Source organism: Sphingobacterium sp. Mn56C, from assembly GCF_049319645.1.
Taxonomy (GTDB): Bacteria; Bacteroidota; Bacteroidia; order Sphingobacteriales; family Sphingobacteriaceae; genus Sphingobacterium.
Window position 1 is genome coordinate 510,057 of record NZ_JBMOUC010000002.1, and the last position, 14,474, is coordinate 524,530.

General features: G+C 34.9%; 9 protein-coding genes, 1 tRNA gene and 1 pseudogene. 3 read left to right on the top strand and 8 right to left on the bottom strand.

The features are described from left to right. Positions 1-131 precede the first annotated feature (131 nt). Positions 132-2,795 carry a TonB-dependent receptor plug domain-containing protein gene (locus ACL9RF_RS09610; RefSeq protein ID WP_422800398.1) on the bottom strand — a complete coding sequence of 888 codons (2,664 nt, stop codon included), beginning with the start codon at positions 2,793-2,795 and terminating at the stop codon, positions 132-134. A gap of 99 nt (positions 2,796-2,894) precedes the next feature. Here ACL9RF_RS09610 and purD point away from each other — a divergent pair, with 99 nt between their 5' ends. Beyond that, positions 2,895-4,169 carry a phosphoribosylamine--glycine ligase gene (gene purD, locus ACL9RF_RS09615; protein WP_422800399.1) on the top strand — a complete coding sequence of 425 codons (1,275 nt, stop codon included), beginning with the start codon at positions 2,895-2,897 and terminating at the stop codon, positions 4,167-4,169. Between the two features lie 97 nt (positions 4,170-4,266). Beyond that, a tRNA-Glu gene (locus ACL9RF_RS09620) sits at positions 4,267-4,338 on the top strand. A 132-nt stretch (positions 4,339-4,470) separates the two neighbouring features. Here ACL9RF_RS09620 and ACL9RF_RS09625 read toward each other — a convergent pair. The 4 genes and pseudogenes from ACL9RF_RS09625 to ACL9RF_RS09640 form a co-directional block, all read right to left on the bottom strand. After that, positions 4,471-4,976, bottom strand: a pseudogene (locus ACL9RF_RS09625) (DUF5712 family protein). 176 nt (positions 4,977-5,152) lie between these two features. Beyond that, the gene (locus tag ACL9RF_RS09630) at positions 5,153-5,608 is read right to left on the bottom strand and encodes a BfmA/BtgA family mobilization protein (protein WP_422800400.1); all 456 of its coding nucleotides are present in this window, start codon (positions 5,606-5,608) and stop codon (positions 5,153-5,155) included. Beyond that, the gene (locus ACL9RF_RS09635; RefSeq protein ID WP_422800401.1) at positions 5,592-5,924 is read right to left on the bottom strand and encodes a hypothetical protein; all 333 of its coding nucleotides are present in this window, start codon (positions 5,922-5,924) and stop codon (positions 5,592-5,594) included. The genes ACL9RF_RS09630 and ACL9RF_RS09635 overlap by 17 nt, the downstream gene beginning before the upstream one ends. Continuing rightward, positions 5,917-6,192: a helix-turn-helix domain-containing protein gene (locus ACL9RF_RS09640; protein ID WP_422800402.1), complete on the bottom strand. Its 276-nt coding sequence runs from the start codon at positions 6,190-6,192 to the stop codon at positions 5,917-5,919. The genes ACL9RF_RS09635 and ACL9RF_RS09640 overlap by 8 nt, the downstream gene beginning before the upstream one ends. Before the next feature lie 581 nt (positions 6,193-6,773). Here ACL9RF_RS09640 and ACL9RF_RS09645 point away from each other — a divergent pair. Next, positions 6,774-10,013: a hypothetical protein gene (locus ACL9RF_RS09645; RefSeq protein WP_422800403.1), complete on the top strand. Its 3,240-nt coding sequence runs from the start codon at positions 6,774-6,776 to the stop codon at positions 10,011-10,013. Between the two features lie 262 nt (positions 10,014-10,275). Here the strand turns inward: ACL9RF_RS09645 and ACL9RF_RS09650 are convergent, their stop codons facing one another. From ACL9RF_RS09650 to ACL9RF_RS09660, 3 genes are all read right to left on the bottom strand, one after another. Then, positions 10,276-11,415, bottom strand: coding sequence for a PD-(D/E)XK nuclease family protein (locus ACL9RF_RS09650; RefSeq protein WP_422800404.1), 1,140 nt, complete (start codon positions 11,413-11,415; stop codon positions 10,276-10,278). A gap of 84 nt (positions 11,416-11,499) precedes the next feature. Beyond that, entirely contained in the window at positions 11,500-13,239 is a 1,740-nt protein-coding gene (locus ACL9RF_RS09655) for an ATP-binding protein (protein WP_422800405.1), read from the bottom strand. 2 nt (positions 13,240-13,241) lie between these two features. After that, complete coding sequence (locus ACL9RF_RS09660; RefSeq protein WP_422800406.1) at positions 13,242-14,264, bottom strand: SIR2 family protein; 1,023 nt, start codon at positions 14,262-14,264, stop codon at positions 13,242-13,244. Between the last annotated feature and the right edge of the window lie 210 nt (positions 14,265-14,474).

Consider the following 14,474-nt stretch of genomic DNA (forward strand, 5'->3'; position numbering starts at 1 on the left):
CGACAGCGCGCTACCCAGAACGGAGAAAAAACACCCCCATAAACAGACCTTCCGGTCGGGAAAAGCCCAGCTGCGGCAGGCCCCATTGGTATGCCGCAGCAGGGAACATATGCTGTTAAGCGCTGGTATCGCTATGGTTGAACATCAATAATAACTTCCTTTCTTAAAATTCTTCCGTTAAGATCCAATCCCTCCAGTATGAGGCTATACTTTCCTGTGCCATCCGAAGTAAAGAAATCAAAGGTTGCATGCCCATCTTTATCGGCCACAATACTAGGCTCCCAATGAATGGTGGTCCTTAAATCTTGTGCTAATTTTACCGCATCAGCTACATCATACATCGGTTTGTAGAAAACTTTATTAACATAAATCCCCTGCTGCTCCACCGTTATTATGCCCTTAGGCACATAGCTATGCATCGATGCCTGCCCCGTTTTTGAGGTGATGATAATAACACCATTGGCGCCGTAGGAGCCGTAAACCGTCGTATAATTGACATTACGCAAAACCTCGACACTTTCAATATCCTGCACATTAATCATAGACAACTGATCCGCCTCCACATACATGCCATCAAGCACCACCTGCATTGGCCCCCCTCCACGCATGCTATAAGGCACACCATTGCGAAACATTACCCCCACCAAGCGGCCATTTAAGCAAATATCTAAGGTCGGGCAGCTCGACAGCTCTTCGGCTGTAAGCACCTGATCTGCATTTCCAGGACCATTCAGATTTCGCGAGTTTTCGGCAATCTTTTTCTTTTGTGTAGCCCGTACAACCACCTCATCAATGGAGATAACCTTATCCATAAGCCCCTTATTCTCCAACTCCGAAAAATAACGCGCCGCATTATGAATCTCATCAATATATAAGCTATTTATATCCCAGCGTTCATCGCCACGATTTCTATTATCGCCCACAGCAGCACGCTCCAATGGATTAATAAGAATATCAATATTATTCTTTCCCTTTACGCTATCCTTTGCTGTTACTAAAAACTTAACCGAGTCGGGGTACAAAAGATCAAACTCGAAATACCCCTCCGCATTGGAGGTCGTATCCATAAAATCCATAAAATTCTTCGTAGACACCAGCTGCATACGGGCATGAGGCTCCGCTTTTGTACGACCCAATTTTTTGGTATACCCCGAAATTTTTAAGTTCTTCTCGACAGCATACTTCGGTGGATGAGGCTTATCCAAAGTAGTCCAATCTAACTTTCGCCAGCCCTGCGTAAGCATCAACAGGTCCAAGTCTTTGATATTTACCATTCCCTGCTGAAAATAGAAACCTGGAGTTTCAATATACCCACTGATATCATTACTCAGCAGTAGTGTAGACAAAATATTGGGCTCATCTGCTGAGGCATCTTGAATCTTAGACAGATCTAAAACCGAAGCCGAAAAAGCGCCCATGCGCAAGCTATCGGTTGCATTGCCGACTTTTATATCCACAGAAACCTTTTCACGTGTGCCATAGGTAGCTTTATTTAAATTTACTGTTGCCGGCACTAAAGACGCTTCATGGAAATTAAAAACTGCTCTTTCCATGACCGGCAGCATCCGGTCGTCAACGACACTAAGGGTTAATACTCCAGTAGGCAGCGCATCTTTGGGTACAGTAAACATCATTTCAGCCTTATTCATCTTTTGTTTGGAAACATGTATGACCGTTCCTAAATGGTGCACTACAAAATAAAGGTCTTTATCACTTAGCAAATCGTCGGATACACTTACCTGAGCAAACAGCTTAGTCCCACTTTGGCTGTTTACCGCCATCGAATAGCCACTACTATACACCGGTGGCATAGGAACATCCATGGAGGTGCCATCTTCAAACTTAGCTATTGCCGTAAGCGGGTTAGCAGCATCAAAGAACAGATATCCGGCACCCATCCCCAAGGCATTGGTTTCAATAACTGTTACTGTATCTTTTCCGGCTATAAAATACACTTTCCCCGGAATACCTAAACCCTGTGGGTTGATAATCTTCGCCGCAATAGTATTCATTTTATTTTGTAACAGCTTTCCCCCTTCAGGAAATAGCTGTACACTATTCAGCAACGTAGGGCTTGGGGCCTTCAGCAGCTTGGTGACCATACGTTTTTCCAGATTTTCAAATTGTAAACGAATATAGGCATCGGCATATTTTTTATTAATCGGCAAAAGTAGCTGCCCCGATGCATCGGTTGTTGCACGTTTCCTTTCTACAGACTTCCCTTGCTGTATTACCTCATACCGTACATCCGTCTTTTGTAGGGCTACCCCCGCCAGGCTCTGCAGTGTTATGCGGTAGTTGTTGTCCTTATCAACCGACTCCAAACGAGTTGTTGTCAGCACATTATCACTACGCCCATTCGCAATCTGTAGGGTCCTGTCATAGAAGTACGTATCGTCAAAATTGCGCATCCAGCTGGTATAGGCGCGCAATCTATAGGAGCCCTCCGTGATGGTGTCGTTTAATTTAATGTCGCCCATACCTAAGCCCATTACCAAGGGAATAGTCATGGTATGCACCACTTTTTTTGACGCATCTATTAAGTCGACATAGGCAATACCGCTTATATTGGAGAAAAGATTGCCTATGCCAACCGTAGTATAGGTTTTAAACCATATAGACTCGCCAGCGCTGTAGGCATATTTGTCGAGCTGTAAATAGATTTTTTCCTGTGGGTATTGTTGGCTTTGTTGTTCCATATGCGCTAATAGCGCTTGTACATCTTGCGCCATGGTGCATTGAATTCCGAACAAAAACAATAAAGTCGCAAACACAGGGTGTAGTTGCTTAGACATGTCATCATAATTTAGGCTGAAAGATAAAAAATATTGAGCAATAATAGATTGCGTATGGTAAAAATTTAAGTTTTACGCTGCACATTGTATATTTGCAATATGAACATTCTAATCGTTGGATCAGGCGGAAGGGAGTCTGCCTTTGCATATAAAATTGCACAAAGCCCAAAACTTTCGAACCTGTATATTGCTCCGGGCAATGCTGGAACAGGGAAATATGGAAAAAATGTAGACCTTAAGGTTACCGACTTTGATGCTATTGCAAGCTTCGCCTTGGCGCATGCTGTGGACCTTATTTTGGTAGGCCCTGAAGAGCCTTTGGTAAAAGGTATCCACGATTATTTCTTAAACCGGGCAGACTGTAAGCATATCGCTGTTGTTGGTCCGCAGCAATTAGGCGCGCAGCTGGAAGGTTCCAAAGACTTCTCTAAGGAGTTTATGTTCCGCCATAATGTGCCTACAGCGGCGTACAAATCTTTCGACCAAACTAACCTCGCGGATGGCTTGGCTTACCTGGAGACACAGAAATTACCCATTGTACTGAAGGCTGATGGTTTAGCGGCGGGTAAGGGTGTTTTGATCTGTGAAACGTTGGAGGATGCCAAGACGGAGCTTACGGCTATGATTGCGGATGCAAAATTTGGCGACGCTAGCCGTGTGGTGGTAATCGAGGAGTTCTTAAAAGGTATTGAGCTTTCGGTTTTTGTTTTAACGGATGGCGAGTCGTATAAGGTTCTGCCTTCGGCTAAAGATTATAAACGTATTGGTGAGGGTGATACGGGCCTAAATACGGGTGGAATGGGCTCTATATCGCCTGTGCCTTTTGCCGATGAAACTTTCCTTGCTAAGGTTGAGGAGCGTATTATTAAACCTACCGTGGAGGGTCTTAAAAAGGATAATATTCCTTATAAGGGGTTTATCTTTATTGGCTTAATGAATGTAGATGGTGAACCTTTTGTTATTGAATATAATGTTCGTATGGGTGACCCTGAAACGGAATCGGTACTGCCTCGTATAGAATCGGATTTAGTGGACCTTCTTGAGGGGGTAGCACAGGGTAATTTAGCGGATCGCTCTTTTACCGTTTCTCCGAAAACTGCCGTTACGGTTATGTTGGTTTCTGGTGGGTACCCGGGGGATTACGAAAATGGGAAGGTAATATCGAACATTGAAAATGTTAAAGAATCTATTGTTTTCCATGCGGGAACAAAAGAAATCGATGGACAGGTGGTTACGAATGGTGGCCGTGTTATTGCAGTAACAACATTGCAGGATGACCTTTTTACGGCCTTGCAACAGGCTACAGCAGATGCTGGACGCATATTTTATCCAGGTAAATACTTCCGTACAGATATTGGCTTTGATTTAATATAAAAATATTGTTTTCATATACAGGACTTTATAGCTTTGGCGCTAAAAATATTTTGGATAATTACGATTAGACATTATATTTGCATCACCAAAGCAATAAGGCCCGTTCGTCTAGGGGTTAGGACGCAAGATTTTCATTCTTGAAACAGGGGTTCGATTCCCCTACGGGCTACGAAAAATGTTATCAAAAAGCTGCAAATCAATGATTTGCAGCTTTTTTGCTTTTTACAGGTTTTATCATTTTCTTGAAAATTCGCATAAAAAAGGGATCAAGCGGAATACTTGGGGAAAATTGAAAAAATACTTAATTTAGGGATTTAAAATACATATACCTTGCAAACTGATCTCCCTCCTTTTTATCACCACGCTGTTTACGTCCGTTTTTAACTTCTTTATCTTGATAACTGTAGTATCGGAACTGCTCCAGCTTGCCAAACCATAGTAAATCCTGCTGTCCATCGACTCCCTTTCTTTTAAAATTCTTTGCATAAGCATCCATCATCTTAGCAGTATAGGCTTTAAGTGCATCTTTAATACCATCTTCACCATAAATATTAATGAGATGCTGGATTCCTTTCTGACTGGGACTGATATTAACTAAAAAAATTTACTATCATCCTTTGAAAGTTTTGCAACATTAGCATCTATTTGCATGCGTACCTCATGTGGAAAGATACCTTGATGACTTCCATTGAACCATCTTTCATCAAGTTTCGGGGTTGCTCTATTTTCCTTTTCAAGGTAATGAACCAAGATGCCACAACTACCTTTATTATTCCCTACCTCCGAGGATGTAATATTTAAGTACATACATTTAGCTATTTGCTTTTACATAAAAATGCTTTTACACTTTTACATATGTATATAAAAGCGTAAAAGCATAATTAGCTCAATTAAAGCTTATTCGTTTACAGCTGGTCGAGTGCAAACCTTACTTCTTGTACGAGCTCTTCTTTCTTTTGCACAGAGCTATGCCAGCCTAAGGTTTATCGATTACTGATATAATGCGCTAAGATTTTCCGAAACTCTTTTTTGAGCTGTTGTTTGCTCGATAATCCAATGACAAGCTGCTCTAGTAGCTTTGTTTGATCTATAAGTTTATTCTTGTGTTCATTGGATATTGCTCCTAACTTGGACTGATTCTCTAGTATCTTATTCGTTAAGGTTACATCTAACTTTAAAAGATTTGAAACTTCATCTGATAATCTAAACATAGGAGCGAGCAAATCACTTTCTTGTTTTCGAATAAAGGCTAGAATACGCCCAACTCCGTTAGATAGTTCTTTCTTCAATAACTCGTCGTTTAGATCAGCTGGATCTTTCTTGCTTTTGTAGAAGTAATCTATCATCTGTACAATAAGATCACGTTTCGTGCGTCCAAGCTTGCCATCTGTCTGACTAGAAAAGCGGACTGATTTCCTGTTTTCATCTACCCTTGACATCACTACCTTTTTTATCCACGATCACAAAGCGGAATCTACTCGCGCTAGTTGGATGCCACGATGGCGTATACTCCAGGTACCCATATTTCACCAGATCCGATAGTCGTTTGTGATAGGTAGCGGTAGATCGAATATGGGAATGTCGCATTAACTTACTGCGGCTACCCTGGAAAGCGGCTAATGGTTGTTTTTTATCCTGGTAATAAAACAGCGCCGATACTAATGCAACATGGGACTGCAATATTCTTGTATCTTCTGATAGACGCTTTGAAAACTCTTCAAAAAGCTGTCTACTTAAAATCTTTTTACTAGCCATACTGACCTCCCTTCAACATTTTTTCTATATCACTGGCGTGATAAAATATGCTACCTCCAATTTTTCGATAGGACAGTTTGCCATTGATACGTAGGGTTTGTAATGTGCCAGGAGAAATCCCTAACATTTTTCTTACATCAGCGCTGCGAAACCACTGTTTTTTAGCTAAACCATTTTCAGATGCTTTGTTTAGTGCTTCCTGAATTGCCACTAACATTTCTGCTTTGAAGACGATTAAATCTTCCTTTGTTACTAGATTTATTTCCATAATAATTAGTATTAAACCTGATGCTACATTGCATCAGTTAAACTAATCTATATCATAGAAATATGAAATTGTTCAAAGTGAGACTTAAAGGCGCTATTTGGCCTTCAATGTCCAAATTGCTTGTAAAGGTATACTCTCAAGTATACTAAAAAGCCAATTAATTGCTACATAAAACAACAAAGGTATCCCTGGAGGATACCTTAAATGCCCTTTACAGGGCGTATAACAAGAAAAGTAGGGCTATGCCTAACTTTTGCTTGCTTAAATGTGAACTAAATCAAAAATAGAATAAATCTCGCTTAAAAAGGCTTAAACGAGGTCGGATATCTTGTGTTTTGCTATAAAATTGAGGTTGTGCAACAGTTCCATCGTATTGGCGAAATGGCGATTTAAGGGAGAAATTGAAAGTTTCTCCTTTTTTTGTCGCAACAGCCTTTTATATTTCCTTTTTTCATAAATTTAGAAAATAATAAAGGCTGCTGCATAGGTTAGTGCAAAATTGAAAGTTTAGGCTTTCTAATCCGCCACCATCGCCAATGCGTGGCCCGTTGTGCGACATACTAACCAACAATCGTATCAGAATGAATGAACGAAAATTTCCGACACCTTCACAATTTTACAGAAATCTAAGACCTGAATACTTCTCTGATTCTAAAATTATTGCAAAAGTTATTTTACCAAGAGAACAATTAGATTATGAAATAAGCCAAATTTCTACAAATCAAAAGCATGATAGTTTTGAAACTCTATGTAGAAAATTTGCCGAAAAACTAATTTCTCCAAATTTAATTCCCCAAGTTGGACCAACTGGTGGTGGAGATGGAAAAACTGATTCTGAAACTTATCCTGTATCTAACTTTATTTCAAACAGATGGTACATAAGTGATAACAAATGGAATGAAAGTGAAAATTGGGCTTTTGCAATAAGTGCAAAAAAAGATTGGAAGCCAAAAGTAAAATCTGATGTGAAAAAAATAATCGACACTAATAGAGGTTATACTAAAATATTCTTTTTCACTAATCAGAAAATTTCTAGTAAGAATAAAAAAGCAGTTCAAGACCAAATTAAAATTGATTATGATATAGAATTAATTATCTTGGATGCGGAATGGATTTTAGAAAATGTTTACAGCAATCAATTATTAAACATAGTAATAGAATCCTTAAATCTTTCAAGAACATACTTAGAGGAAAAAAACGTTGGATCAAAGGATGCTGAAAGAATTAAAGAACTAGAAGAATTAGAAAGTCAAATTAATTCTCCAAATCGTTTTTTTGAAATCGACTTTCAATTAGTCGAAGATTGCCTAGAAAGTGCAATAATTTCTAGAATGCTAGAGCTTCCAAAAGCAGAAGTAATTGGTAAGTTTGAACGTGCATTGAAGTTTGCAAACAAACTCAATAATATTCAATTAAGAATTAGAGTTCATTATCAACTTGGATGGACACTAATCAATTGGTACGACGAATACAAATTATTTTACAATGAATTCTTAAGTGTAAAGGAATTAGTAAACCTAGAACCAAACATTAACAATATTGAATTTTATCTAAATCTATCCAATATTCTTAAAACAATATCAAATGTTGAAGAAGCTAAATATGCACTTATAGTCGATTATGAAAAAGAAGATCAAGATTTGTTATCTTTTTTAACGAAGTGCAGTCAAAATCAAAATAAACCGTCAACATCTCTACTTGCTAAATTTTATTTAGCATTTTTTCAAATCAGAGTAAAATTAGAAAATGAAACATCTGTTTCTGAAGAATTAATAAGTCTAAAAGGATATTTTACACAAAGTAAAAGCCACTTAGACATCCCTTTTGAACAATTAAAGGGATTTGTAGAGGTTTACAATAAAATACTACCTGATAGCAAAGAGTATGATAACTTAATTGATGTCATCGCAGAAATTGAAGCTGTTAGAATTTCTGACCTAACATCAGGACAAACATATCTAAAGAGAGGTGTTGCAAAATTAGAAAACAATTTAAATAAAGAAAGTTTAATCTATTTTGGTAAAGCTTCTAGAAAACTTGCTAAAGAAGAAACTCAAACGGAATTTTACTATTGTTTAATGCTTTTAAGTGAGGCCTATTCAAAATTAGACCTTTATTGGGCATCATACAATGCATTAGTTTCTGCTACCAATATCTTCGCAAACAATTGGTTTACAACTGGTCACTTAAATTCTAAATTTCTTAGAAGCGTTGAAGATATTCTGAAAAATGAAGTAATAATAGGTAGGATACCAGTATTATTATGTTGGTATGAACTTTATTTGGTTTTACAAAGGTATTTTCAACAAGAAGTTAACGAAAATAAGCTTGAAAGCATACCAACCGAACATTTGACAGATGCTTGTTTGTCTATACGACTGTTGAATCTGAATTTCGATGAATTTGATAATTTAAAGTATTTACCAAATATCTTTAAAACGAATGAGCTTTGGTTGAGTGAAGACGCTTCTTTGTATTTATTAGGAAATGAAGATTTGATTGAATTAGACGAAGCAAAAACGTCATTAAGAAAAGAAAACTTTCCAGAATACTATAATAAATTTGCAAACCAGCCATTTGTTGAACAAATAGCTTATGAAACAAATTTCTTAAACTCTCAAGAAGTTCATATCGAAAGTCACATTCTTGGAATTCAGCTTAAAGTTATATTTAATCAGAATCCACAATTGCTAATTTTAGCGGAAAATATTCTTGCTTATTTCGAGTCTTTTTTAGCAACTTCATTCGAAGAAGTTTTTCCAATAGCTGAAAATATAAAAATTTATATTGATTACACGGAATTAGATGACAACTTCAAACTAGAAGTTGTCAACAAAAATAATTTCAAAATACATTTAAAAAATTCAATAATGTATAAAGGGAAAATTTTTAAAAATCTTGTAGATGAAATACTTCCTCTAATGCTTGGCGGCAATTATATTATTAAAGACACCAAAGAATTTTTAAACAATCTTTTTGAAAAAGATGAAGTTCACGAAAGATTATCTATTATACAAGAACATCATAATTTCCTAACAAATGTATTAACTAATAATCCTAAATTCTTTTTACAAGATTGGATAAATAATAATACATCGGAATTTAATTTACTAAGAACAGAATCTCCAATATCTATACAAAAGGAATTGCAAAAATTACCAAAAAAGGAAAAAGAAGTAAAGGGAAAACCAAATTTTCAAAACTTAACCCATAAAAAAATCAAAGCTGAAACAATTATTAATTCTGAATTATGGGATAATGCCAAATGGAAAGCATTTGGATACTTTTCTTCATATAATATTCCTTTTGGTTTAATAATATCATTCGAGAATATTGATTACGGGAAAAAAATATTTAATGAGTGGATTGATAAATATGGGAAAGTCGATAGTAATGAAGAAATTTCCATAGTAATTATCAAAGGAGTTGACAAAAAAAATCCATTTTGGTATAAAGTATTTATTAGTAAAAAAGTAGATAAAAGTAAAATGGTGGATGGTCAATTTATTTCTTTATCATCTCGTTTTCATCGAATGGAAGCTCAAAATAGCACAAACCTAAATAATCTTTTAAAGGGATATGATGCTTACAAAAAATTCGTACTAATTCCAGCGCATATTGATTCTAACTTTCAAATGACACCTATAATTGAACTTGGAATATTGAAAACTGAACTCACTATAAAAAATGCATGGGAAATTGGAATTCATGACTTTGAAAAGGTTGTAATTACAGAAGATGATGATCCAATTATACCTGACAATATAAATGATGCTCCTGTTCTGAAAGTACTAAAGGAAAAACATTTGAAAATAAGATGACTAAACAAACATCTGCTATTAATACAGTTAAAACAAATAAAAAAAACATGGCCTTAATGGAAGGCATACCTTTTTACATAAAACAAGCACAACTAGAGATCAATTTAGTTGATAGGAAGCCTTAAAAAACTTACTTTTCCATCAGGTTCAAAAACAAAAGACCTCGCTTAAAAGGTCTTAAACAAAGTCGGATATCTTGTGCTTTGCTATAAAATTAAGGTTGCGCAACAATTATCCTTATTAGGCGATCGCCCATAATGTTTTAAAAATCTATTCCTTCCATTGCTATTAGTAATTTTTCAATTCTGTCTTTGCATTCATTAAGAAAGTTGTCACTTTTTATAATGTCGTTTTCCCAATTATCAAGGGATAAATTTGTATAATGAGCGTAAAATGGCCACCAATTACTTTCTTTGCGAGAAAAAACATTTAGCTTGTTTAAGTTTTCGTGAAGTGCTTTTCTATTCTCTTCGGATATTCTGTAAACATTGGGATTGTTGCATAGTCCATAATGGCAACGATTACCTTCAAAAGTGAAACCTATCCAACATTTTCCTTGCCAATTTGAATTTGTTAAGTGAAATCTAACATATTGCTCTTCACTATGTTCATAATGATATTCTAATCCTTTTTGTTTTGCAAAGTCTTCCATTTTAGGATTAAAATGTCTTTCAATAAGGTAGTTATAAGCCGCAGAATAATTCTGATAAATCGCTTGAGCAGCTCTTAAGTTCTCAATTTTTGATAGAACTTCTGTTATCTCTTCTTTGTTCTTTATATTCATATCTTGATTGGTTAATTGCTTTAAGTGATTAATATATTGAATTATAGTTTCTCTGACTGTGGGGTAACGAGAGGTGATTGCAACACATTTTTCAAGCCAATTAATTATATTTTCCTTATACGAAATTGACAAATAAGAAATACCACCACCACTTTGTTCTGATGCATTATCTCCTAAAAGTGTAAGATATAATATTTGATAACCACATTTATATGTTTGAGCATATCTATTGTACCTTTTTAATTGTTCTGGTTGGTCGTTTGCATAAATTTTATTCTCAATAATTATCGCCTTGTTTTGATTGTCCTCAATCAAAATATCAATTCGTCCGTCTTCAGTTGAGTGTTCAGTATGTATCCGTGATTTGTCAAAATCAAATTTCACAATGGTAAAGTAATCTCCTAATGTGTCAATAAAACACTCCAATAATTTGGATTTTAAACCGTGTGTCCCATATGGGTTTAAAAGCTCCGCAAGTATTGCTGAATGTGTATTTTCATAATGATTTACTCCACAAACACGAAACATATTAAACCGACCGCCAGTTGCATCTAAAATCTCTGCATTCTTCTTATTTATAATTGCTACCTGATTTAGTAAATTATTAATTTTTTCCATTCATTTATTTTTTCGATACGATAATAGTTGTCGATAACGTTGTGGTTGGGTGTTGACTAACGAGCCGCGTATTGACGATCGTGCTTATATTTTTGATTGATTTCTTAAACCTATTACAGCATTTTTTATACTTTGTTTTTCATCTTCTGTAGACCACTCTTGCCAAAAATTGATTGTTGCACTTTGTGGTTTTATCTTAGGTTCAGAAATATTAATTCGTGTTGGTAATAATGAAGCGTCACCTACAACTAGAGCTTCCCCAATATCAAGAATTGGTAAAGAATCTGTTAACCCAGCAAGATTATCAGGTAGTAGTTTTTTTATAACAGCTTGGTCGTCTGCATTTGATAAACGCAAAGAAATAAAGTTATTACATTGACTCAAGACGGTTCTATTAACTTCTGATGGTCTTTGGCTTATCACAGTTAAATTCACTCCATATTTTCTACCTTCTTTTGCTATTCTTTCAAAATTTTTCAAACCTAATTCTGATGCTGAGTCTTGATTTGTTCGTTCTGGAATATATAAATGTGCTTCATCACAAAATAAAGCGATAGGGTGTCTATTTTCTTTATTAGTCCATTGTTGTACTGAAAAAATTAATCGAGAAATTAGACCAATAACTAAAGGAAGTACATCAGAAGGTACTTCTGAAAAATCAATAATTTTTACTCCAGAATTTTTACTTTGACATTTTGAACCGTGCATTAATGCTTCACAAAATTCATATATCCAATCAATATGATTTTCTTCATCTGTTATTTGAAACAAGAAACCAAGTCGCTTATCCTGTGCTTTAGCATCTAATCTTTGTACAAATCTCGTTAATTTCCCAAAATAAGGACCTTGCTTATCTCCACGTGAACCAGCAACCATTTCTGTATCTAATTCAGATATAATCTTTAAAACATCAGAGATTTTATATGGAATTGGACTGTCAATTGTAATATTTCCTTTAAATGTTTCATCGCCAATTGAATCTAAAAATGCTAACTTTTCTTCAAATACAGTCTTTGAGAAAATCATTGCTTGATTTGGTGCATTACTATCACTGCGGTCTAACAGCATTGCTAACATTTCTTCATAGGTTAATAACCAATATGGAATCATTAGAATACCATTCGAAAGTTTGTTTTCTTTAGTTAAATCGGATGGATTAGCAATTTTGAATCTTTGAATACCATCGACATCAAAATTTTCGGAACTATATTCTCCATGAATATCAAATAGGATTGTGTTAGCCATTGGCAAAGTTGCTATCTGCTCAATAATCTTAGCAACACACCATGATTTTCCTGAACCAGTACTTCCGACAATTACAGCATGACGTTGAAATAATTTATCACCATCTAAAAACGCTTCGGCTTCTTCATCAATCGAATATTTGCCAATCGATAAAGGAGTTTTTATTTCTGAACTTGTAGTAATTGCTTTCATGAAATTTGTTATGTTTTCTCCAATAATTTGAAAACATTTTGCATCAATTTCTGGAACAGAATCAAGAGTACGTTTAAAAACATTATGCTTACTCCCAACTTTATCAAAGAAAGTCCCTATCAAGTTTACTTTCGCTATATTTTCAGTCACTAAAGCTATATTCAGTCCATCTTCAGACGAAACTTCTTCATCTGAAATTTTTCTAGTTATTTTATTAATAATACCAATTAATAATTGCCCAGCTTTAGAACTTTCAACAGCTAATAAATGGTTGACTTGAAGTTTTCTAAGATTTTCAATATTTGCTACCTTAACTATTATTGTAGAGGTGTCTACACTAAATACTGTTCCAATATCTGAGTTATCTTCAAAAGTAAATATGCTCATGGTTATTTTATTACATAATTTATAAATTCATCGAAAGACCAAATATTTGACTCTACTACAATAGGTTCTTTTAATTTTGATGAGTATATTTTTGTTTGGTTTTCACTAGCTCTTTCTAGAAGAAAGTAATTTTTACAATTACTTTCTATTATTGATTGTTTTGTCTTTTCGGTCAAAGTTCTTGCTAAAACAATTATAGGTTTATCATTTTTTATTTGGTCTATTAGTTTTGGTTGAAAATGACTATCATTAAATCCATATCCAACACAAAAGAAACTTTTTGAAGATTCTATAACTAAATCCGCTTTAGAGAAAATTGTGCGATAGGGTTCCATATGAGTCTCCTCAAATTTAGAAACACCTGGCGTTACGATTGAAGGTATAAAACCATTAGGAATAGTTCTTCTTAAAGGAAATTGATATTTAATATCTTGGTCAGATTTAAACCAATCTAATGAACCATGAACTTTTAAAATTTCTACAATTCCAGAATATCCATGTAAATTAGCTGGTAATATTCTAGAAATACTTGTTGTGGATTTTCCAATATAATTTTGAGTGAATGTGTTGTTAATGTATCCATTAATCTCACTTGCTGCATATTCAACAATTCTATCATAATTTGTAGTTATAACAGAAACTTTGTGATCTGATGTTTTTATTAAATGCGAGAGTAAATCTTTTAAAGGCAATTTATATTCAGAAGTTATAATTTTATTATATGCCTCAAGGTCTGCATTATTAATACATTCCCATGTTTTTGAAACAATAGTATTTACAACATTTCTTGTAACTTTAATTTCTAATAAACTAACCTCTAAATCTTCGGTTTCTTCAAATTTATCTACGAATGCATTAAATGCAGTTTTATCAGCCTCTTCAGTAAACTCACAATTTTGTTTAATATATTTTCCTAAATCATACATTCCGGGTATTTTAAATGGAACAGATGCTCCACTTCCTAAAATGATTGTAGGCACATTGTTTATCCATCTTTGAATAAGAGAAAGTAATTCTTCGGTCATAGTTTTTTAGTAGAATATTGCTTTTAGCTTGGTGCACGTGGTGGAAATTGAAGCGAAAAGTTTCAATTTAACAACACAGTAAGCAAAAGTAAATTGATTGAATAAATTTAAGAAAAAAAGTCAATGTAATTGACTTTTGCAGAATAGAAAGCCAAAACTTCAAATTTTAGCCTTAACCCACCATAGCGCCAAACCCTTGTTATGCGTTCG